Origin of the sequence: Pseudomonas morbosilactucae, from assembly GCF_023241665.1 — a bacterium.
In the GTDB taxonomy this organism is placed as follows: Bacteria; Pseudomonadota; Gammaproteobacteria; order Pseudomonadales; family Pseudomonadaceae; genus Aquipseudomonas; species Aquipseudomonas morbosilactucae.
In genome coordinates this window covers 40,938-62,473 of sequence record NZ_JALQCX010000036.1, presented here as the reverse complement: position 1 = coordinate 62,473, position 21,536 = coordinate 40,938, and the positions used below count along the sequence as shown (strand labels likewise).

Annotated in this window: 17 protein-coding genes, 1 pseudogene and 1 riboswitch; of the genes and pseudogenes, 12 read left to right on the top strand and 6 right to left on the bottom strand. The window is 61.9% G+C overall.

Translation table 11 applies throughout. The features are described from left to right. The 5 genes from M1B35_RS19690 to M1B35_RS19670 are packed head-to-tail and all read left to right on the top strand — an operon-like array spanning position 1 to position 5,024. Positions 1-1,413, top strand: coding sequence for a PIG-L deacetylase family protein (locus M1B35_RS19690; RefSeq protein WP_268262830.1), 1,413 nt, complete (start codon positions 1-3; stop codon positions 1,411-1,413). 54 nt (positions 1,414-1,467) lie between these two features. Then, positions 1,468-2,352, top strand: a complete 885-nt coding sequence (locus tag M1B35_RS19685; RefSeq protein WP_123329471.1) for a DUF6625 family protein — start codon at positions 1,468-1,470, stop codon at positions 2,350-2,352. After that, a complete protein-coding gene (locus tag M1B35_RS19680; RefSeq protein WP_268262829.1) occupies positions 2,349-3,503 on the top strand; it encodes a glycosyltransferase in 1,155 nt (384 codons plus the stop codon). Before M1B35_RS19685 ends, M1B35_RS19680 begins: the two co-directional genes overlap by 4 nt. Beyond that, positions 3,500-4,384 carry a glycosyltransferase gene (locus tag M1B35_RS19675; protein WP_123329474.1) on the top strand — a complete coding sequence of 295 codons (885 nt, stop codon included), beginning with the start codon at positions 3,500-3,502 and terminating at the stop codon, positions 4,382-4,384. The genes M1B35_RS19680 and M1B35_RS19675 overlap by 4 nt, the downstream gene beginning before the upstream one ends. A gap of 16 nt (positions 4,385-4,400) precedes the next feature. Then, positions 4,401-5,024 carry a CatB-related O-acetyltransferase gene (locus M1B35_RS19670; protein WP_123329476.1) on the top strand — a complete coding sequence of 208 codons (624 nt, stop codon included), beginning with the start codon at positions 4,401-4,403 and terminating at the stop codon, positions 5,022-5,024. Positions 5,025-5,073: 49 nt separating this feature from the next. On the opposite strand, the gene M1B35_RS19665 is transcribed toward M1B35_RS19670, so the two are convergent. After that, a complete protein-coding gene (locus M1B35_RS19665; protein WP_123329478.1) occupies positions 5,074-6,921 on the bottom strand; it encodes a bifunctional O-antigen ligase/aminoglycoside phosphotransferase family protein in 1,848 nt (615 codons plus the stop codon). A 156-nt stretch (positions 6,922-7,077) separates the two neighbouring features. Between M1B35_RS19665 and msbA the strand changes: the two genes are divergently transcribed. The 4 genes from msbA (at position 7,078) to hldE (ending at position 11,894) form a co-directional block, all read left to right on the top strand. Then, complete coding sequence (gene msbA / locus M1B35_RS19660) at positions 7,078-8,883, top strand: lipid A export permease/ATP-binding protein MsbA (protein WP_123329480.1); 1,806 nt, start codon at positions 7,078-7,080, stop codon at positions 8,881-8,883. A gap of 175 nt (positions 8,884-9,058) precedes the next feature. Next, entirely contained in the window at positions 9,059-9,763 is a 705-nt protein-coding gene (locus M1B35_RS19655) for a sulfotransferase family 2 domain-containing protein (protein ID WP_268262828.1), read from the top strand. Continuing rightward, the gene (gene cysC / locus M1B35_RS19650) at positions 9,756-10,367 is read left to right on the top strand and encodes an adenylyl-sulfate kinase (protein ID WP_268262827.1); all 612 of its coding nucleotides are present in this window, start codon (positions 9,756-9,758) and stop codon (positions 10,365-10,367) included. Before M1B35_RS19655 ends, cysC begins: the two co-directional genes overlap by 8 nt. Positions 10,368-10,469: 102 nt before the next feature. Then, positions 10,470-11,894 carry a bifunctional D-glycero-beta-D-manno-heptose-7-phosphate kinase/D-glycero-beta-D-manno-heptose 1-phosphate adenylyltransferase HldE gene (hldE, locus tag M1B35_RS19645; protein WP_123329909.1) on the top strand — a complete coding sequence of 475 codons (1,425 nt, stop codon included), beginning with the start codon at positions 10,470-10,472 and terminating at the stop codon, positions 11,892-11,894. A 51-nt stretch (positions 11,895-11,945) separates the two neighbouring features. Here the strand turns inward: hldE and M1B35_RS19640 are convergent, their stop codons facing one another. The 4 genes from M1B35_RS19640 to M1B35_RS19625 form a co-directional block, all read right to left on the bottom strand. Then, positions 11,946-12,917: a metal ABC transporter ATPase gene (locus M1B35_RS19640; protein WP_268262826.1), complete on the bottom strand. Its 972-nt coding sequence runs from the start codon at positions 12,915-12,917 to the stop codon at positions 11,946-11,948. 41 nt (positions 12,918-12,958) lie between these two features. Continuing rightward, positions 12,959-13,771 (bottom strand): aldo/keto reductase, encoded by an 813-nt coding sequence (locus tag M1B35_RS19635; RefSeq protein WP_268262825.1) that lies wholly within the window; start codon positions 13,769-13,771, stop codon positions 12,959-12,961. Beyond that, the gene (locus tag M1B35_RS19630) at positions 13,768-14,943 is read right to left on the bottom strand and encodes an NAD(P)/FAD-dependent oxidoreductase (protein WP_268262824.1); all 1,176 of its coding nucleotides are present in this window, start codon (positions 14,941-14,943) and stop codon (positions 13,768-13,770) included. Before M1B35_RS19630 ends, M1B35_RS19635 begins: the two co-directional genes overlap by 4 nt. Positions 14,944-15,031: 88 nt before the next feature. Continuing rightward, on the bottom strand, positions 15,032-15,364 hold the full coding sequence (locus M1B35_RS19625; RefSeq protein WP_123329491.1) for a DMT family transporter: 333 nt from the start codon (positions 15,362-15,364) through the stop codon (positions 15,032-15,034). 109 nt (positions 15,365-15,473) lie between these two features. Between M1B35_RS19625 and M1B35_RS19620 the strand changes: the two genes are divergently transcribed. Continuing rightward, the gene (locus M1B35_RS19620; protein WP_425273430.1) at positions 15,474-16,358 is read left to right on the top strand and encodes a LysR family transcriptional regulator; all 885 of its coding nucleotides are present in this window, start codon (positions 15,474-15,476) and stop codon (positions 16,356-16,358) included. A 22-nt stretch (positions 16,359-16,380) separates the two neighbouring features. Further along, positions 16,381-17,664 (top strand): lipid IV(A) 3-deoxy-D-manno-octulosonic acid transferase, encoded by a 1,284-nt coding sequence (waaA, locus tag M1B35_RS19615; protein WP_268262823.1) that lies wholly within the window; start codon positions 16,381-16,383, stop codon positions 17,662-17,664. 83 nt (positions 17,665-17,747) lie between these two features. Here the strand turns inward: waaA and M1B35_RS19610 are convergent. Further along, positions 17,748-19,183: pseudogene (locus M1B35_RS19610) on the bottom strand (TolC family outer membrane protein). 196 nt (positions 19,184-19,379) lie between these two features. Beyond that, positions 19,380-19,485, top strand: a riboswitch (TPP riboswitch). A 146-nt stretch (positions 19,486-19,631) separates the two neighbouring features. On the opposite strand from M1B35_RS19610, the gene thiC reads away from it, so the two are divergent. Then, a complete protein-coding gene (thiC, locus tag M1B35_RS19605; RefSeq protein ID WP_123329506.1) occupies positions 19,632-21,521 on the top strand; it encodes a phosphomethylpyrimidine synthase ThiC in 1,890 nt (629 codons plus the stop codon). Positions 21,522-21,536 lie beyond the last annotated feature (15 nt).

Here is a 21,536-nt window from a genome sequence, read left to right as displayed (position 1 = left end):
ATGAGTCGCAAACAGCAGTTGCTCAAGCGCCATCGGCGCAATAAACGTATCGGTTTGTTGGTCGGTGTGCTGCTGTTGCTCGCCGTTGGCCTGCTGGTGGTGTGGTGGCTGCCGCTGCTGTTGGCCGTCCTGGCCTGGGTGGCCCATGAAGCCTGGTTTGCTGATCACCTGTTCTACTCGCCCAAGGATGACTACCAGTATCGCTTTGGCCCTGAAACCGAGCAGCCTAAGGTCCATCTGCAGGACGGTTATCTACGCCTGGACCCAGCGCTGGAGCTGGTCGGCGATGAAACCCTGATCTTGGAACTGCAGGTCAAGAGCACGTGGCTGGGGCGTTTCCTTGATCCGGCAATCGAGCTGTCGAGCGGCTCAGGTGCGGATCGGCAAACCTTTGAACGTGGCGTCAATGGTCGGCGGTTCCTCAACCTCAGTGGTTCCAGCCAGGCCCTGCTCAATGGTGAGTTGCGCGTGCGCGGGCATTTTTGTCGGCTGCGGGGCGAGCCGCAACTGAGTCTGTTCCGCCAGCCGGACTATCGGCGTCAGCGGGTGATGGTGATCGCCCCCCACGCCGATGACGCCGAGCTGGCTGCGTTTGGCCTCTACAGCCAGGCCGATGAAGCCTGGATCGTGACCCTGACCGCTGGCGAGATTGAAGCCGAACACTATCAGGCCATGGGCCTGAAGCCGGTCGAAGCGGCGCGGATCAAGGGGCGACTGCGGGCCTGGGACAGTATTGCGGTGCCGCGCTGGGCGGGAGTACCCGAGGCCCATTGCGTGCAATTGGGCTATTTCTGCCTGCAACTGCCGGCGATGCAGGCGGCTCCCGAGCAGCCCATGGCCTCGCGAGAAGCCGACCTGACGGATATCCGTCTGTTCCGCCAGCTCAATCCGTTCCCCTTGCCGGCGGATCAGGACGGCCAGCCAACCTGGAACAACCTGTTGGCCGATCTGCGGGCGCTGCTGCTTAAGGCGCGACCGCAAGTGCTGGTCCTGCCCCATCCATCCCTGGACCCCCATCCCGACCATATCTGTGCCCAGGCGGCGGTGTTGGAGGCGTTGCAAGGGCTGGATTGGCAGCCGTCCACGGTGCTGGGTTATGCCAACCACCTGCATGACAACGATCGCTGGCCTATGGGTGATGCCGGGGCAGGAATTGCCTTGCCGCCGATGTTCGATTCGGCACAAAGCTTGCGTCCGTGGTGCCTGTCATTATCGCCGGAGCAGCAATGTGACAAGGCCATGGCGCTGGGGATGATGCATGACCTGCAGCCGCGAATGCCGTTCAAGCGTCGTTTGCGTCGTTCGATCCAGTCGCTTCTGGCTCTTCGCTCACCTTCGCCGTTCGGCGAGAATGAGTTTTTTCGCAAGGCGGTCAGACGGCATGAACTGTTCTGGCTGGTGGAGCGCCCTTGACGCGGCAGCGACGCAGGGGCGTTTTGTGCTGAGTAATTCGACAGTGAGCATTCTGTGATCAATCAGTGCCCAAGTATCTTGTTTGTCATCCCGTATTTCGGCCGTTGGCCCTTCTGGATGCCGTTTTTTCTCGAAAGTTGCCGACGCAACCCGGACATTGACTGGTTGCTGTTCAGTGACTGTGGCACGCCGGATCACCTGCCGGACAACGTCACCATCGAGCCCATGAGCTTCAGCGACTACTGTCAATTGGTATCCAGGCGCCTGGGTATTGATTTCGCGCCACGGGCCGCCTACAAGCTCTGTGATATCAAGCCTGCCCTCGGTCATATCCATGCCGATCGCCTGGAGGGCTATGACTTCTGGGCTTTTGGGGATATCGATCTGGTCTACGGCAATCTGCGGGAGTATTTCACAGCCGATCGCCTGGCCGGCTATGACTTGTTCTCCACCCATGAGCGGCGTGTCGCCGGGCACCTGTGCCTGATGCGCAACAGCGCCCGCAAGCGGGAGCTGTTCATGCAGATCAAGAATTGGAAGGAGCGCTTCACCGATCAAGCGCATCATGCCTTGGATGAGGGCGCCTTCAGTCGGATTTTCCTTTGGCGCAAAAACCTCCCCAAGCCCCTGTTCAAACTGGTCGGCCAGTTCAACCCCTGGCGTCGACGCAGTGAGTTCACCGAGGCCTTCAGTACGCCGGGCGGGGTCATCAAGTGGCACGACGGCACTGATCGCTTCCCTTTGCGTTGGTATTGGAGAAACGGGCGGCTGACCAATGATCGTGATGGCGATCGGAGCTTTCCCTACTTTCATTTTGTGTGCTGGAAACGTAACGAATGGGCAGGTTTGCCGGAGCCGGCTCCGGAGCAGGTCAAAGCACTGGCAAGCGAGCCGTGCTGGGTCATTGATGCGACAGGTTTTCAGCGGGGAGAGTTATGAGTCAGCGTTTCAAGGTCCTGCAGTTGCAGCCCGATTACAATGTCAAAGCCCATGATTTCGCTGACCTTGCCGAACAGATCGTCAAGGCCTTGCCTGCTCAGCGCTATGAAGTCACCGCCGCCTTCCTGCGCGGTCGTCCAGGGCCGAACGATCCGGTCAGCCGGGCCGATCACTCGGTGTATTTCGATTTTTCCGCCAAGTCCTTGAAGGGCATGCGGCTTCGCGCCATGTGGCGGTTGTACCAGTTTTGCCGCAAGGAACAGTTCGATGTGGTGATCTGCAATCGCTTCAAGCCAGTCAACATGCTGCTGCAACTCAACCGTTGGTTGAAGATTCCGCTGTGCATTGGCATCTCCCATGGTTTTGGCGAGTACGACCGCCTGTACCGGCGGCGTCAGACCCAGCGCATGATCGATCACCACTGGCGGTTTGTCGGGGTGTCGCCGGCAGTGAAGCAGTATTTGCTGGATTGCGATTGCGGGTTCACCGACCAGAACACTTGGGCGATCACCAATGCCATCGACATCGAGCAGGCAGAAGCCTTGCAGCACCCGCGTCAGCAGGCCCGAGAGTTGCTCGGCCTGGATGCGGATGCCCGCTTGATCGGCGCGCTTGGGCGCCTGGTGCCCGTCAAGGGGCACACCTATCTGTTGCAGGCGTTCGCCGCGCTCAAGGACAAGTACCCCCAGGCCCAGCTGGCAATCATGGGGGCCGGGCGTGAAGAGTCGAACCTGAGTCGCGAGATCGAGCGCCTGGGCCTGGGTGGGCGCGCCCATTTGCTTGGGTTCAAGGAGAACGCCCTGCAGTATGTGCGTGCGTTTGATCTATGGACCATGCCGTCCCTGGCCGAGGGCCTGGGCCTGGCGCTGCTTGAGGGCATGAGCGGTCATCTGCCGATCATCGCGTCCAACGTGCCCGCCATGTTGCCGCTGATCCAGGGGGCCGGCGGCCTGGCGGTGGAGCCGGCCAACGTTCCGGCGTTGATCGAGGCCCTGGATCAGTACCTGCAACTGTCCGACGAGGCGCTTCGGCTAAAGGGCGAGCAGGCCTACCGCTATTTGCAGGAACAGCACGATATTGACGTGTTTCGTCAGGAGTATTTGCAATTGATCGACTCGGGATTGAGTCAGGCGGGTAAGGGAGCTTTATGAAAGACCAGCAACCACTGGTGACGGTGATCATCGCTTCTTACAACCACGCGCCCTACATTGAGCAAAGTATTCTCAGTGTCTTGAACCAGACCTATTCGAACATCGAATTGCTGGTGGTTGATGACGGCTCCACCGACGACAGTGTCGAGCGTATCCGTGCCTTGCAGGCGCAGCACGCTTTTGATTTCCAGGTCCAGCAGAACCAGGGCCTGACCAATACCCTCAATGGCGCGATTGCCCGGGCCAAAGGCAGCTTGATCGTGCCGTTCGGTTCTGACGACATCATGCTGCCGGAGCGCATCGCGGTTCAGGTCGAGTACCTGGACGGTAAGCCAGAAGTGGGCATCTGTGCAGGCAACATCGAACTGATCGACGCCAACGGCGAGCTGTTTCCGGAGAAACGCCAGCGTCGGGATGTGCCGTTCCGGCGTCTGGACTTCGATGACATGTTCATGGAGCGCAAGCCTTACCCGCCGGCTCCAACCCTGATGATCCGTCGCGAAGCGCTGGAAAAGGTCGGTGGCTTCGACCCGAATATCCGCCTCGAAGATTTGTTGATCGAGTTGAAGATCACGCGTGCCGGTTATTTCATCGATGGTCTTAACGTGCTGATGGCGCGCTATCGCAAGCACGCCACCAACTCTTACAAGAACCACCGCTTCATGATCGACAACATCCTGCGCTCCTACGCGTTGTTCAGCGATCACCCGCGTTACGACGAGGTGCGCTACAAGTTCCTCAGTTCGATGTTCTTGAAAACCGCCAATCGGGATCGTGTCCTGGCGCGTGAACTGTTGGCGCAGATCCCCCTCAAGGCGTGGAACAAGAAGACTTGGCGTGGGCTGGGGCGCTTGTATTTCTCTCCCTTGGAAAAAGACTGAAGAGAGGCGTTGCGCGATGGGCTGGATACAACGCTTTCTGGAGAAACGCGCCAAACGTGCGATCCGTAAGTTGCCGAAGATCGAGCGCGGCGTAGTGCGCTTCAAGCAGCGTTACCCCGGCTATGAGATAGGCCGGGGCAGCTATGGCTTGCCCCTGGTTCATGACTGGCAGGAAGGCTCTACCCTGCGTATTGGTGCCTACTGCTCGATTGCCGAGGGGGTGCAGATCTTCCTCGGAGGGCATCACCGCGCCGACTGGGTCACCACCTATCCGTTTCCCGCCATGGTGGCCCAGGCGTCTCACATCCAGGCCTTCAGCGGCACCCACGGTGATGTGACGGTGGGCAGCGATGTGTGGTTGTGTTCCAACTGCACCTTGTTATCCGGCGTGACCATTGGCCATGGTGCGATTGTCGCGGCGGGAGCCCTGGTCACCAAAGATGTCGCACCTTACGCGGTGGTCGGCGGCAATCCTGCGCGCTTCCTGCGTTGGCGCTTTCCCGAGGAGCAGCGCGAACAACTGCTCGCCAGTGCATGGTGGCAATGGCCGGAAGCCGAGTTGCATGGCTTGGGTGACAAGCTTTGCAGCACCGATATCGACGGCTTCCTGGCGTACGCGAGGCAGCGTTCACCGAGTTGAGCGGCCGCCGCAGCGCTGGGCCGGCAATGGTTGCCGGCCCGGAGGGCGATCAGTTATGGGTCAGGAGGATTTGCTGCTGTAAGCGCTTGGCCAAGGTAGACGATGCTGCTTCGCCATAGCCCTGCAGCAATGCCTCGACATGCTCTTCGAACAGCCACGCACGATCTTCGGCATAACGTTGCATATGGCGCAGATTGCGCTGGCGCAGGGTCGCGGGCAGGGCCGACGGGTAGATGCGCAGGTCAGCGAGATCAATCAGGCCAAACTCACCGTTTTCCAGGACCAGTACGTTGGCCAGGTGCAGTGAGCGGAAGTACACCCCTTGTTCGTGCAACTGGCCCATGAAGCGACCAAAGCGCTTCATCAGGGCGTTGCGCGCTTCGGCGCTGTCTGTGGCTTGCAACTGCTGGCGCACGGTTTGGCCTGGAAGGGGCTGGTAGCGCACCGCGCCGCTGTTGTCCGGCAGTTGATACAGGCCGAGGATTTCAGGGGTCGTGATGCCCATGGCGGACAATTGCAGGCTGTTGACCGCGAAGCGCTCCGAGTAAGGGTTGAAGCCGCCGGAGGTGTACCAGGAGCGGCAACGGAAAATCTTCAGGAAGCTGCCGTCATCCAGGCGCAGTACTTTGGGGCCCAGGCCGTCTTCTTCAATCACATGGGCGTTGCGCGTCAGGGTATCCAGAGCCTGTGCCTGAAGCCTCTTTACCGGGGTCGCCAGCAAACGCTTGGCGCGCTGGTTGATGCTCAGGGCAATGATCAGGGCCAGGGGGATCCAGAGCAGGAACCAGTGCTCCTTGGGCCGCGACAGAATGCCCCCGCCTTCGGTCAGGCCTGCGCCGATACCAAACATCAGCCAGGTCGAGGCCAGGATCAGCAGGGGTTGCGCGCGCAGGCGCCAGCTATTGAGCAAGCTCCAGGCCTGCATCAAGAGCCAGAGCAGCAAACCTATCGCGCCGACGTAGTAAAGAACCCCAAGGGCGAAGTTGTGGGGCTCTTCGAAGGTGATGCCAAGGCTGCTCAATGGCAAGGCAAGCGTGGCTTGGTAGCCGTGGCCTATCCATGGGTGAGCGCTGATCTGGTTGAGTGCCAGTTGCCAGAGTTCGAAGCGGTACGAGCTGCCGCGTTCGATGAGCATGTGCGAGAGCGTGATCAGTATGGCGGTGCCCCCCACAAACATTGTCCCCAGCAAGATCAGCGAGCGACGGTTCCAGCAGATAAACGCCAGCCACAGTGCCGCTAGGGTCAAGGCGACCATGGGCGTCCTTGAGCCTGTTGCAATCACGGCGGCAAACATCACCACCAGTGCCGGAATGCTCAGCCACAGCAATTGGCGCCGCTGGCAGGTCATGCTGAGAAACAGCCAGTAGCTGCAGAAAAAGCCGAAGACGTGGGAGCTGAGCAGAGGGTTGTCAAACGCGCCGGCGCCGACCATCCGCGCATGTTTGGGGTGCATGGCGAACCCGTACAGATTGAAGACCGATGCGGCGAGCGCCACGAGGGCCGCGGTGAAAATGATCGGATGAAGCACATCCCGGCGATGGCGTACCAACAGGCAGCAACCCAGGAAGAGCATCAAGGTATGCAGGGGCGTCTTGATTTCGCTGAAGGCGTTATCTACGTCCGGGCTCCACGTCAGGCTGAGGGTTGCCCAGCCCAGGTAGAGCAAAACCAGCGTAAAGGCGGGTTCACGCCATAGCCCTTTGAGCTCGCTGGGCCGCAGGCACAGGGCAAGCAGTGTCGGAATGCTGAACAGTGCGTAATAGAGCTTGTGCAGCGAACCGCGCCCGGGCAGAAAGAACATGGAACACAGCAGCAGCAGATAACCCAGCGGCAGAATCCATAGGCAGATGAAATCGAAGATTCGATTGGACGTATCACGCAGAGCGCTGGATTGCATACTTAGAGTTTCGTCCCAGAAATGAAGTCGGCCATGATAGCGGCTAAAGCCAAGGGTGTCGTTTGTCAGTTGCACAATCCGCGCCCCGACGGGATTGCCAGTGCGGCGGGGAAGCTGTGCTAAAGTCAGCGTCCTTTTTAGTGACGTTCGCGTGATATGACCGACTCCAGTCTCTCCGCAAGCCCATCGAGCTTGAAAATCTACTTCCGCCTGCTTGGCTATGTTCGGCCTTATATCGGCCTGTTCCTTATCAGCATCGTCGGCTTTCTGATCTTCGCCTCGACTCAGCCGATGCTCGGCTACATCCTCAAGTACTTTGTCGATGGCCTGTCCGACCCTCAAGCAGTGCTCTTTCCTTCGGTGCCCTACCTGCGCGACATGCAACTGTTGCAGGCCGTGCCGCTGCTGATTGTGTTGATTGCCGCCTGGCAGGGCCTGGGTTCCTACCTGGGTAACTACTTCCTGGCCAAGGTCTCCCTCGGCCTGGTGCATGACCTGCGGGTGCAGTTGTTCAACAACCTGTTGATCCTGCCCAACCGCTACTTCGACAAGCACAACTCTGGCCACCTGATCTCGCGCATCACGTTCAACGTGACCATGGTCACGGGGGCGGCGACGGATGCGATCAAGGTCGTCATACGTGAGGGCATGACGGTGATCTTCCTGTTCGCTTCCCTGCTCTGGATGAATTGGCGCCTGACCCTGGTGATGATTGCCATCCTGCCGCTGATCGCAGTCATGGTCAGTACGGCGAGCAAGAAATTCCGCAAACAGAGCAAGAAGATTCAAGCCGCGATGGGTGATGTGACCCACGTGGCTTCGGAAACCATTCAAGGCTATCGCGTGGTGCGCAGCTTCGGCGGCGAGGTCTATGAGCAGAATCGCTTCCTCAAGGCCAGCCAGGGCAATACCGACAAGCAACTGCGCATGACCCGCACCGGGGCGATCTACACGCCGCTCCTGCAACTGGTGATCTACAGCGCCATGGCGGTGTTGATGTTCCTGGTGCTTTACCTGCGCGGCGATGCCTCGGCGGGGGAAATGGTGGCCTACATCACCATGGCCGGTTTGCTGCCCAAGCCGATCCGTCAATTGTCGGAAGTCAGCTCGACCATTCAGAAAGGCGTTGCGGGTGCGGAAAGCATCTTCGAACAACTGGACGTCGAACCTGAGCTGGACAAGGGCACGGTCGAGCACGCCTCGGTCACTGGTCGCCTGGAAGTGCGCAACCTGAGCTTCACCTACCCGGGTACGGAGCGGCAGGTGCTGGATGACATCAGCTTCTCGGTGGACCCGGGGAAAATGGTGGCGCTGGTCGGGCGCTCAGGGAGCGGCAAGTCGACCCTGGCCAACCTGATCCCACGCTTCTATCACCACGACAAGGGCGAAATCCTGCTGGATGGCACGGAAATCGAGCAATACCGGCTGCTGAACCTGCGTCGGCATATTGCCCAGGTGACGCAGAACGTCACCCTGTTCAGCGACACCGTGGCCAACAACATCGCCTACGGTGACTTGGCTGGCGCGCCGCGTGAAGACATCGAGAAAGCCGCGGTGGATGCCTATGCCATGGACTTCATCGCCCAGTTGCCTGAGGGCCTGGACACCCAGGTCGGAGAGAATGGCGTGCTGTTGTCCGGTGGTCAGCGTCAGCGTCTGGCAATTGCCCGGGCGTTGTTGAAGAACGCGCCGTTGCTGATTCTCGACGAGGCCACCTCGGCCCTGGACACCGAGTCCGAGCGGCATATCCAGGCCGCCCTGGACAAGGTCATGAAGGGTCGTACCACCCTGGTCATTGCGCACCGTCTGTCGACTATCGAGAAGGCCGACCTGATCCTGGTCATGGATCAGGGGCGCATTGTCGAGCGTGGCACCCACAGTGAGCTGTTGGCGCAGAACGGCTACTACGCTCGTCTGCACGCCATGGGCCTTGAGGAACCGGTGCCCAACGGCATCGCCTGATCCTCTGGGGGGAGGCCGAACCTCCCCCTTGCTGGGTGCCTTGCCTCCGGGTTTGTAACCAGCCCCATACAGTCTTGACCAAGCCTAAATAATTCCGCCCAACGCCCTTGTTATGGTTCCCGCCTGAATCTATTGAACAGATCGACGGGGCCATCCCCGTTGCGTGGGTGTTGGAATGTTGCAACGTTATCTGTGGAAGTTATTACCCAAGTCCCAGCGCAGTTTCTTGCTCGGGCGCTTGTCTGTGGTGGACCGCCAGGTGGTGAACAAGGCGATGTCTGCCAATGTGCGCTTCCCCCAGGCCTTCTCCCGGCAATCATGCCTGTTCATCCATGTGCCCAAATGTGCCGGTAGCAGTGTCTGTGCAGCCCTGTTCGACGGTTGGAGCCCCGGGCACCTGCCGTTGTACTGGTATGAGCAGCAGTTTCCCCGGGAGTTTTCCAGCAGCTTCAAGTTCGCCTTTGTGCGTGATCCGTTGGAGCGTGCCTATTCGGCCTACGCCTTTCTGCGGGGCAATCGACTCGGCAACCGCGATCAGGCCGCCCAGGCGCTGGTCAGCCATTACCGGGATTTCGACGACTTCGTCAGTCGCTGGCTGCGCCCGGAAAACATCCAGCGGCAGATGCACTTTGCTGCCCAAAGTGACTTTCTCACTGACTCCCTTGGGCGCTTGTCCATGGACTTCATCGGCTACCAGGAACACCTGGAGCGTGACTTTCACCTGCTCTGCGATCACCTCGGCGTGACCTCGCAACTGCCTCGTCTGAATGTTTCCCAGCACCGGCATGCCCAGCCAGTCCGCGAGTTGTGCACGGTGCGCACCCGGCGCCTGGTGCGGCGAGTCTATGAGCGTGACTACGAGATGCTTGGCTATGAATGAGCCTGCCTTCAGCACTCAGGAACAGCCACAGATCCGTCCTTACACGCTGGCCCTTTCGTGTTCATCCCGGGCTGCCCTCAAGCACCAGAAACCCCGCTGCATCTGGTTGACCGGGCTCTCCGGTGCCGGCAAGTCGACCCTGGCCAATCAGCTGGAGTTGCGGTTGAACGAGCGGGGCCTGCACACCTTCCTGCTCGATGGCGACAATGTGCGCAGCGGCTTGTGCAGTGACTTGGGCATGGGGCCAGAGGCGCGCAAGGAAAACATCCGGCGCATGGCGGAAGTGGCGCGGTTGATGGTGGACGCCGGGCTGTTGGTGATTGTCTCGGCGATCTCGCCGTTCCGCGCTGAACGTGACGCCGCCCGAGCCTTGTTCGGGCCTGATGAGTTTCTTGAGGTGTACATCAGCACGGCCTTCGAGACTTGTGCCCGGCGAGACCCCAAGGGGTTGTATCAGGCGGCCCTGGCAGGGCGAATCAAGGATTTCACCGGCCTGGACAGCCCTTACGAAGCCCCGCGGAACCCCGAGTGTGAAATCGATACCGCCAGCGTCGGCCTGGCCCAGGCCACGGCGCGCTTGCTAGGCCTGTTGCTGGAGAAATGAGCGGTTTTAATTCTTCACACAGCTGGCTGAAGCCATTGAACTAGGCGGCGCCAACCCTGTGTTAATATCGCGCCCCTGTTCATTTTGTATGTGGGTTGCTCCATGAAGTTGTCCATGCCGCGATTCGATCAAGCCCCTGTCTTGGTGGTCGGCGATGTCATGCTCGACCGTTACTGGCATGGTGGTACCTCACGGATTTCCCCTGAGGCGCCGGTGCCGGTGGTCAAGGTCGAGCAAATCGAGGACCGCCCCGGCGGTGCCGCCAACGTTGCCCTGAACATCGCCGCCCTCGGCGCACCTGCCTCATTGGTGGGCGTGACCGGTGACGATGAAGCGGCTGAAAGCCTGACCAACAGCCTCCACGGCGCTGGCGTACGGGCCATTTTCCAGCGCATCGCCCATCAGCCGACGATCGTCAAGCTGCGGGTCATGAGTCGTCACCAGCAACTGCTGCGAATTGATTTCGAAGAGCCGTTCGCCACTGACGCCCTGGCCCTGGCCACTGAAGTCGACGCGTTGCTCGAAGGGGTCAAGGTGCTGGTGTTGTCGGACTACGGCAAAGGCGCCCTGAAGAACCATCAGGTCCTGATCCAGGCCGCCCGCAACCGCGGTATTCCGGTGCTGGCGGACCCCAAGGGCAAGGATTTCTCCATCTACCGTGGCGCCAGCCTGATCACCCCTAACCTCAGCGAGTTCGAAACCATCGTTGGTGGTTGTGCCGACGAGCACGAACTGGTGAGCAAGGGTGCAACGCTGATGCACGACCTGGAATTGGGTGCTTTGCTGGTGACCCGCGGCGAGCACGGTATGACCCTGCTGCGCCCCGATCATCCGGCCCTGCACTTGCCGGCCCGGGCCCGTGAAGTGTTCGACGTCACCGGTGCCGGCGATACCGTCATCTCGACCCTGGCTGCGGCCATTGCGGCCGGCGAAGAGCTGCCCCACGCGGTGGCCCTGGCCAATCTGGCGGCGGGCATTGTGGTGGGCAAACTCGGTACTGCGGCGATCAGCGCCCCGGAGCTGCGTCGTGCCATCCAGCGTGAGGAAGGTTCCGAGCGTGGTGTGCTGAGCCTCGACCAGTTGTTGTTGGCGATCGACGATGCCCGTGCGCACAACGAGAAGATTGTCTTCACCAACGGCTGTTTCGACATTCTCCATGCCGGCCACGTGACCTACTTGGAGCAGGCACGTGCCCAGGGCGATCGCCTGATCGTAGCGATCAACGACGATGCGTCGGTCAGCCGCCTGAAAGGGCCGGGTCGACCGATCAACAGCGTTGACCGGCGCATGGCTGTGCTGGCGGGTTTGGGCGCGGTGGATTGGGTGATCAGCTTCCCTGAAGGCACCCCGGAAAACCTGCTGAGCCAGGTCAAGCCCGATGTGCTGGTTAAGGGCGGTGACTACGGTATCGACCAAGTGGTCGGCGCCGATATCGTCAAGGCCTACGGCGGCACGGTGAAGGTCTTGGGGCTGGTGGAAAACAGCTCGACCACCGCCATCGTCGAGAAAATCCGCAAATCGGAGTAAGGCCTGCCGGGTATTGGCGTGTTCCCGCAGGGGAACACGCCGCCTGTGGATTCAGCGTTGCTGGCTGGCCTTCGCGGGCACGATCTTGCGCAAGATCTGTCGCGCCTTGCCGGTCAAACGCTTGAGTTTCGAGTCCTTTTCCGGCGCACTCAGGCCACGCTGCCTGAGCCAGTCTTTCCAGCGAATCCGCTCATCACGCACCAGCCAACCGTCCTGCTGGGCGAAGCTTTCTGCCAGGTACAAACCACGAGTACTGGCCGGGTGCAGGCGGTCTTTTTTCAGGGTGTAGAGCTCGCCGCAAGGCTGGCCATCTGTCAGCGGCATCAGGTACAGGTCCGGGCGCTTGCGATCCAGGCGTGCGACCAGTTGGTCGCCTTCCAGGCGTTCGTCGACATGGAACAGGCTCAGGGACTTGGCTTCCTTGGGGACGTCGAGGCGCAAGTCATAAATCAATTGCAATGACGCCGTGGGCAGGTGGACATAGGCCCGTGGGCGCTCGATCAATTGCAGGTTGGCGCACCGCACCGGGCGCGCCGCGCCAGACAGCGGCGTCAGGCGAAAGGGCAGGGCTTCGCGGTAATGCAGGGCGCCGGAGTAGGGCGTGGGCAGCCAGGTGTCGTTGAAGCGCCCGCCCAGCCAGCCTTCGGGCGTCTCCAGCAGGCATTCTTCGGCGATTTCCTGGATGGCCGTGTGCAGCGGCAGGTTCAGTTCCTGGGCCGGTACGTAACCGGAGATCAGCTTGAGCACCACGTCGCCGCGATCCTGGCGGCGCTGGCGCACCAATACCCAGTAGTCGCGGTTTTGCCAATGCAGGGTCAGGCGCACCGAGACCCCGAGGTTGGCCAGTTCCAGGGCGAAACGCTCGGGATCGGCCACGGCCACCGGGCGGCGGCGCTGCAGGGTCTGGGAAAAATTCAGCGGCATCCCGACGCTCTGGTAGCTCAGGCCTTCGGGGGTCGCTTCGACGAATAACGGCAGGGTCTTGAAGTTGCTGGGGTTCTTTCTTATCAGCGTTCGCGGCATGTCGGCTCCTTCTTGCGTCGGGGTCGGCCGCGTCGGCGGCATCAGTTTTTGCTCAGGACCTGGGCAACGGTCGTCACATTATGGGCCAGGTGCAGGGGGTTGATGGTCCCGACAATAGCACTGGCAACGCCCGGCTGGTCAAACAACAACTCGAAGCTGGCGCGGACCGGGTCCACGCCCGGGTTGAGGCACACATGGCCGCTGGCCAGGGCCTTTTTCACCAGGATGGCTTTGCCGTGGCGCGCCGCATAATCAATGACCGCCCGCTCGCTTTGTTCGTTCAGATTGTAGGTGACCATGGCGCAGTCGCCTTGCTCCAGTGCCTTGAGGCCGCCTTCGACGGTCTTGCCGGAAAAGCCGAAGCCACGGATCTTGCCTTCACGCTTGAGCGCCGCCAGGGTCTGGTAGACCTCGCCGTCATCGAGGATTGCCAGGTCATTGCCATCGGAGTGCACCAGCACCAGATCGATCACATCGGTTTCCAGGCGTTGCAGGCTGCGCTCCACCGATGCACGGGTGTGCTGGGCGCTGAAGTCGTGCTGGGACAGGCCGTTGCTGAACTCTTCTCCCACCTTGCTGACAATCACCCAGTCCTGGCGCTGGCCACGCAGCAGCGGGCCCAGGCGTTCTTCACTGCGGCCGTAGGCCGGCGCGGTGTCGATCAGGTTGATGCCCAGGTCGCGGGCCAGCTTGAGCAGCATGCGGGCTTCGTCGTCCCCCGGGATCTGGAAGCCATTGGGGTACTTGACCCCTTGGTCGCGGCCCAGCTTGACGGTGCCCAGGCCCAGGGGCGACACCTGCAAGCCGGTGTTGCCCAGGGGGCGATGAAGGTCGTGCAGGGTGACTTGGCTCATGGCAACAGTTGCTCCCAGGCGGGTTGTGCCACGGGCGGCTTGGGCAGACTGGGCAAGGTGTGCGCAGGGCCAGGCTGGATACCGTCACGGGCCAGCGCGGCCAACACCCGGTCGGCGAAATCCGGGGCCAGGGCCAATTTGGTCGGCCAGCCCACCAGCAGGCGATTCTGTTCGGCGAGGAAGGCGTTGTCCGGCCGGGTCAGGCCCGATTGTGCCGGCTCAGCGCGATCCACCCGCAAGGTGGCCCAGTGCGCCTGGCTCAGGTCGACCCAGGGCAGCAGGTTGCCCAGCTCTTTTTGCGCGGCCGCGATCTGTGCGGCCGGTTCCCGGGCCACGCCTTCGGCTTCGGCGATGTCGCCACCCAGGTACCAGACCCACTGGCCATCGGCTGCAGGATGGGTGGTCACGGTGATCCGTGGCTTGGGGCCGCCGCCCAGGCAGTGGGCGTACAGCGGTTTCAGGCTCGGGCCCTTGACCATCACCATGTGCAAGGGGCGGCGTTGCATGGTTGGCTGGCTCAGGCCCAGGGCGCTGAGCAGTTCGGCGTTGCCGGCACCGGCGCTGAGGACGATGCGCTGGGCCCGGATTTCGCGCTCATCGACGCGCAGCCCGACCAGTTCGCCCTGCTCCAGCAGCGGCTCGACGTGCTGCCCGGCCAGCAGGCCGTCACCGGCCAGTTGGGCCAGGCGCTCGATCAGGCTGGGCACGTCCACCACCAGTTCGGCCAAGCGATAGACCTTGCCCTTGAAGCGCTTGTCTTGCAGGGCAGGGGGCAGTTGCTCGCCCTTGACCTGATCGACCCGGCCGCGCACCGCCTTGCTGGCGAAGAAGCTGGTGAGGTTGCCGGCCAGGGTGCCTGGGGACCAGAGGTAGTGGGCTTCCGAGAGCAGGCGCACGCTGGACAGGTCCAGTTCGCCATTGCCAGCCAGGGCCTCGCGCCAGCGGCGAGGCATGTCGGCGATGGCTTCCGAGGCGCCGGTCAGGGCACCGTGCAGGGCGTATTTGGCGCCGCCGTGGATGATGCCCTGGGATTTCACACTCTGCCCGCCGCCGAGGCTGGCACTTTCCACCAGCACAGTGGAAAAGCCCTGGCGACGCAGGCGCGCGTTGAGCCAGAGCCCGGCGACGCCAGCGCCGACAATCAGCACGTCGGTGGAAATAGCGGATGGCATGCAGCGACCTCGGGAAATAAAACGAAGCGGCAAGTTTCAAGCTTCAAGCCACAAGCTGCAAGCGTGGCGCTTTTCTTGCCGCTGTTTTTCAGTGCCCGGCGGTTTTCGAAAACAACTGGATTACCACCACCCCCAGGACGATCAGGGCCATGCCGAGCATGGCCGGGATGTCGAGCTTCTGCCCGTAGAGGAACAGCGCGGCGATGCTGACCATGACAATGCCCATGCCGGCCCAGACCGCGTAGGCCACGCCCACTGGCACCGTGCGCACCACCAGGGTCAGCATCCAGAAGGCGATGCCGTAGCCGACGATGATCAGCAGCAGGGGAATCGGGGTGCTCAGGCCCTTGACCGCTTTCATCGAAACAGTGGCGATCACTTCGGCGCAGATGGCGATGGCCAGGTAGTAGTAAGCGTTCATGGGGGTGTTCCTCGTGTAGATGCGGCGTTCTGAGGTGCGCATTCTAGGGCGAACACAGATGGGGTAAAGTCATTACCTATCTGAATGGGAGATAGGTTGAACCATGAGCGTGCAATGGAACCTGGAGCAAATGCGCTTGTTCGTCAGCGTGGCCGAGCAGCGTTCGTTTTCCGCTGTGGCGCGTCAGCAGCGCAAGGCCCAGTCGGCGGTCAGCAGTTCGATTGCCCTGCTGGAGGAAGACCTGGGCGTCAGCCTGTTCGAGCGTAGCAGCGGGCGCCAGCCCCGGCTTACCGAAGCCGGCAGCGCCCTGTTGCAGGAGGCCCGGGAAATATTGCGCCAATGCGATCGTCTCAACGGCCGGGCGCTGGCCATGATGCGCGGCCAGGAAGCCCGTTTGCGCCTGGCCCAGGACGAGGCGATGCCGTTTCAGCCGGTGCTCGACAGCCTGGAAGCCCTGGCCGAGGAATTCCCCAGCCTGGAAGTGCAACTGGCCAGCGCGGCCCAGGGCGATGTGGCGCGCAAACTCTTGGAGCGACGCGCTGACCTGGGCTTGCTGTTTCACCATGAGCACATGCCCGAGGCCTTGGAGCGGCAGGCGTTGGGTAGTGTCGAGATGGTCACGGTGTGCGCGGTGGGCCATCCCCTGGCCCATGAACAGCGTGTCGATCGCCAACTCTTGGCGCGCCACCGGCAGTTGTTGATTTCACCCTTGACCAGCGGCTACCCCGGCGGCGAAGCGATCAGCCCCCAGGTGTGGCGCGCCGACAGTTTCTACGTCATGGCCGAGTGGCTGATGCGGGGCCTGGGCTGGGCCTGGCTGCCGCGGCACGTGGTGCAGTACCCGGCCTATCAGCACCAGATGGTGGAGCTGGTCAGTGAATGGACCCCGCCGGCGCTGGTGGTGGAGTTGGTCTGGCGCCGAGACGAGCCCCTGGGCCTGGCTGCCCGTTGGCTGGCGCAACGTTTTGCCGTGCACTTGAAGGCGATTGGCTAAAAAACCGATAAACTCCGCCGCCATGAATAGAACTCTCTACACCGCGCTGTTTTACCTGGGGCTGCCATTGGTGGCGATTCGGCTGTGGCTGCGGGCGCGCAAGGCGCCGGCCTATGCCCGGCGGATTGGCGAACGCTTCTCCTTCGGCCTGCCGCCGCTGCAGCCCGGGGGGATCTGGGTTCACGCGGTTTCGGTGGGTGAAAGCATTGCCGCCGCGCCGATGATCCGTCGGCTGCTGGCCCAGTACCCGCAATGGCCGATCACCGTGACCTGCATGACGCCCACCGGCTCCGAGCGGATCCAGGCCCTGTTCGGCAATGAACCGCGGATCCAGCACTGCTACCTGCCCTATGACTTGCCGTGCGCTGCCGCGCGGTTTCTGGATCGGCTGCAGCCCCGGCTGGCGGTCATCATGGAAACCGAATTGTGGCCGAACCATATCCACCAGTGCGCCAAACGCGGGATTCCAGTGGCCCTGGCCAATGCCCGATTGTCTGCACGCTCAGCCAAGGGCTACGGCCGCTTTGCCCGGTTGACCCGGCCAATGCTTCAGGAAATGAGCCTGTTCGCGGTGCAGACCGAGGCCGAGGCGGAGCGCTTTCGTGCCCTGGGCGCGCGGCCGGAAACGGTCGAGGTGACCGGCTCGATCAAGTTCGACCTGACCATCGACCCGCAATTGCTGGCACGCGCCGCCGAGTTGCGTCAGCAATGGGGCGCCCTGGAGCGTCCGGTGTGGATCGCCGCCAGCACCCATGACGGCGAAGATGCGGTGGTGCTCGATGCCCATCGTCGTCTGCTGGACAGTTACCCCAACGCCTTGCTGATTCTGGTGCCGCGTCACCCTGAGCGCTTCGATTCAGTGTTCGAGCTGTGTCGGCAACAGGGCTTTGCCACGGTGCGCCGCTCCAGCGCGGAACCGGTGGGCAGCCACACCTCGGTGCTGTTGGGCGACACCATGGGCGAGCTGCTGTTTCTGTATGCCTTGGCCGACAGCGCGTTTGTCGGCGGCAGCCTGGTGCCCAATGGCGGGCACAACCTGCTGGAGCCGGCAGCCCTGGCCAAGCCGGTGCTGAGTGGGCCGCACCTGTTTAACTTCCTGGAAATCGCCGCCCTGCTGCGCGAGGCCGGTGCGCTGCAGGAAGTGGAGGATGCCGAAGGCTTGGCGGTGGCGGTGCAGCGGCTGTTCGAGCTGCCACGGGATGCACAGAAAATGGCCGAAGCCGGGCTCAAGGTCATGGCGGCCAACCAGGGGGCGCTGCAGCGCTTGCTGGATGGCCTGGAGCGCTTGCTCAAGGCTCGCTCCTGACGCCACTGCTGGAGGCTGAACGCAAAAGGCCGGTGCGATTCCTGTGAATCGCACCGGCCTTTTTTGTGCCTGTCGCGGCGGGTTCAGCGCGCCTGCAATTGCTCTTGGGCCGCTTTGGCCAGGTCCGGCGGCAGGAAGTCGCGGTCCGGGTTGTAGTCGGCTTTCAGGTAGCGCGACAGGTCTTGCAGATCCCCGGGGTTCAGGGTTCCGGCGGCCTGCTTCAGGCGCAGGTTGTCGAGGATGTAGTCATAGCGGCTGTTGTTGTAGTTGCGCACCGAGGTGTACAGCTGGCGCTGGGCATCGAGCACGTCGACGATGTTACGGGTCCCCACCTGATAGCCGATTTCCGTGGCTTCCACGGCGCTCTGGTTGGAGATGATCGACTGGCGCCGCGCCTGGACCTGCTCGACATCGGTGTTCACCGCGCGGTGCAGGTTGCGGGTGTTTTCCACCACCTGGCGGCGCAGGGATTCACGTTGCTGCTCGGTCTGGCTCAGGCGTGAGTAGGACTCGCGCACTTGGGAGCTGGTCAGGCCGCCGCTGAAGATCGGGATGTTCAACTGCAAGCCGACGCTGCGCTGTTCGACGTCGCCACCGTAACGTTGGCCTTGCAGGGCAGGGTCCGGGTTGCTGAAGCCGAAGGCGTCGTTGTCGCCCTTCTTGTACTGCGCCACGGCGTCCAGGGTCGGTGCATGGCCGGCCTTGCGCTGCTTGAGGGTTTCTTCGGCGGCGCTGACCGCGTAGTTGCTGGCCAGCAGATTGAGGTTCTGCTTGGCGGCGGTGTCGACCCAGGCCTTGGCGTCGTTCGGTGATGGCGCCAGCACGGCAGGGTGTGGACGATGCCCTGGATTGAGTTGTACTGGCGGTTGGTCAGGGTGATCAGGGCTTCGAACGCATCGTCCACCTGGCGCTGGGCGAGGATCCGGTTGGCCCGGGCGGTGTCGTAGCTGGCCTGGGATTGCAGGACGTCGGTCTTGTCCGACAGGCCCACGTCGAAGCGCTCGTTGGACTGGTCCAGCTGTCGTTTGAAGGCCGATTCTTCGGCCTTGGTCGAGGCCATGTTGTCCTGGGCGCGCAGCACCGCGAAGTAGTTTTCCGCGCTTTGCAGGATCAGGTTCTGTTCAGTGGCCGAGAGCTGCAGGGCAGCCTGCTCGTTGACGTCCTTGGCGGCCTGCAACTGGAACCAGCGATCGGCGCGGAACAGTGGCTGGGCCAGGGTCGCCTGGTACACCGTGCCGCTGCGTGTGGAGGTCGCCGAAGGCCGATCGATTTGCGTGCGGGTGTTGTTCAGGTCTGCACCGGCCGAGAGGTTGGGCAGCAGGCCGGCACGGGCCTGGGGCACCACTTCCTTCTGGGCGCCGTATTGGGCGCGGGCGGCAGCCAGGTCGGCGTTGTTGTCCACGGCTTCCTGGTAGACGCTGACCAGATCGGTCTTGGTGGTTAAGGGCGCTTCTGCTGCCCAAGCCATTCCATTGGACGCACAAGACACGGCAAGGGCCAGTGAGAGTTTGCGCAGCATGAGGCGATCCCTTGAGTAATATTACGAGGATAATTCAGGCGCCAAGGCTAAGTCTCGCTCTCGGGAGCGTCAAGGCTTGGCGCGGCCCAGCGAGTGTAGATGTGCTGACTTATGGCAACAATCCTGCAATTACGCCATTCATCATGCTGATTGCACGGGGATTGGCATTGCGCCCGGACTTTGGTCTAGACTGCGCCAGTTCTTGTCGGGGTGCCTTGCTATGAGGCTGAGATCGAATAATTTCGGATCCCGTTGAACCTGATCAGGTTAGCGCCTGCGTAGGGAACAAGATTTCTCGTCACCCGGCGAGTCCTCTTGTGCTTCGTCCGGGAAATTGTTCGACAATCGAACGCTCGACGACGATGCACAGCACCAGTCCTGGTGCGTCCGTGCCTTTCAGGTTCTGCTCCGACAATCCACTGCCTGGATGCTGTCTGGAGAGCCCGTGATGACTACAAAATCTAAAAACGCGATCAACCTGAGCGATTCGGCCAAGGTCGACGAACAATCGGTCAAGCCGTTCACCCGTTCGCAAAAAGTCTACGTTCAGGGTTCTCGCCCGGACATCCGCGTGCCGATGCGCGAAATCACCCTTGATGTGACGCCCACCGATTTCGGCGGCGAAATCAACGCGCCGGTCACCGTTTATGACACCTCCGGCCCTTACACCGACCCGAACGTTGTGATCGACGTGCGCAAGGGGCTGGGCGATGTGCGCTCGGCCTGGATCGACGACCGTGGCGACACCGAGCGCCTGGCGGGCCTGAGCTCCAACTTCGGCCAGCAGCGCCTGGCCGATGCCGAGCTGACCAAACTGCGCTTCGCCCACGTCAACAACCCGCGTCGGGCCAAGGCCGGGGCCAACGTCAGCCAGATGCACTACGCCCGCCAGGGCATCATCACTGCCGAGATGGAATACGTCGCGATCCGCGAAAACATGAAGCTCCAGGAGGCCCGCGCCGCCGGCCTGCTGAAGCAGCAACACGCCGGCCACAGCTTCGGTGCCAGCATCCCGAAAGAAATCACCCCAGAGTTCGTCCGCGAGGAAATCGCCCGCGGCCGCGCCATCATCCCGGCCAACATCAACCACGTTGAGCTGGAGCCGATGATCATCGGCCGTAACTTCCTGGTGAAGATCAACGGCAACATCGGCAACAGCGCCCTGGGTTCTTCCATCGAGGAAGAAGTGGCGAAACTGACCTGGGGCATTCGCTGGGGTTCGGACACGGTGATGGACTTGTCCACCGGCAAGCACATCCATGAAACCCGCGAGTGGATCATCCGTAACTCGCCGGTGCCGATTGGTACCGTGCCGATCTACCAGGCTTTGGAAAAGGTCAACGGCGTGGCCGAGGACCTGACCTGGGAGCTGTTCCGCGACACTTTGATCGAGCAGGCCGAGCAGGGCGTGGACTATTTCACCATCCACGCCGGGGTGCTGCTGCGCTATGTGCCGCTGACCGCTAAACGCGTGACCGGCATCGTTTCCCGGGGCGGCTCGATCATGGCCAAGTGGTGCCTGGCGCACCATAAAGAGAACTTCCTCTACACCCACTTCGACGAAATCTGCGAAATCATGAAGGCCTACGACGTCAGCTTCTCCTTGGGGGATGGCCTGCGTCCGGGTTCGATTGCCGACGCCAACGACGAAGCCCAGTTCGGTGAGCTGGAGACTCTCGGCGAGCTGACCAAGATTGCCTGGAAGCACGACGTGCAGTGCATGATCGAAGGCCCGGGCCACGTGCCGATGCAGTTGATCAAGGAAAACATGGACAAGCAGCTGGAGTGCTGCGACGAGGCGCCGTTCTACACCCTCGGCCCGCTGACCACCGACATCGCTCCAGGCTACGACCACATCACTTCGGGCATCGGTGCGGCAATGATCGGCTGGTTCGGCTGCGCCATGCTGTGCTACGTGACGCCCAAGGAGCACTTGGGCCTGCCGAACAAGGATGACGTGAAGACCGGGATCATCACCTACAAGATCGCCGCCCATGCTGCCGACCTTGCCAAAGGCCACCCAGGCGCGCAGATCCGCGACAACGCCCTGTCCAAGGCGCGTTTCGAGTTCCGTTGGGAGGACCAGTTCAACCTGGGCCTGGACCCGGACACCGCGCGCTCGTACCACGACGAAACCCTGCCGAAGGACTCGGCCAAGGTGGCGCATTTCTGCTCCATGTGCGGGCCGAAGTTCTGCTCGATGAAAATCACCCAGGAAGTCCGCGAGTACGCGGCCAACCAACGCATCGAAGCGGTGGACGTGGACGTCGCCAAAGGCCTGGCGGAACAGGCCGAGCGCTTCAAGCAGGAAGGTAGTCAGCTTTACAAGAAGGTTTAAGTCGCGGGCTACAAG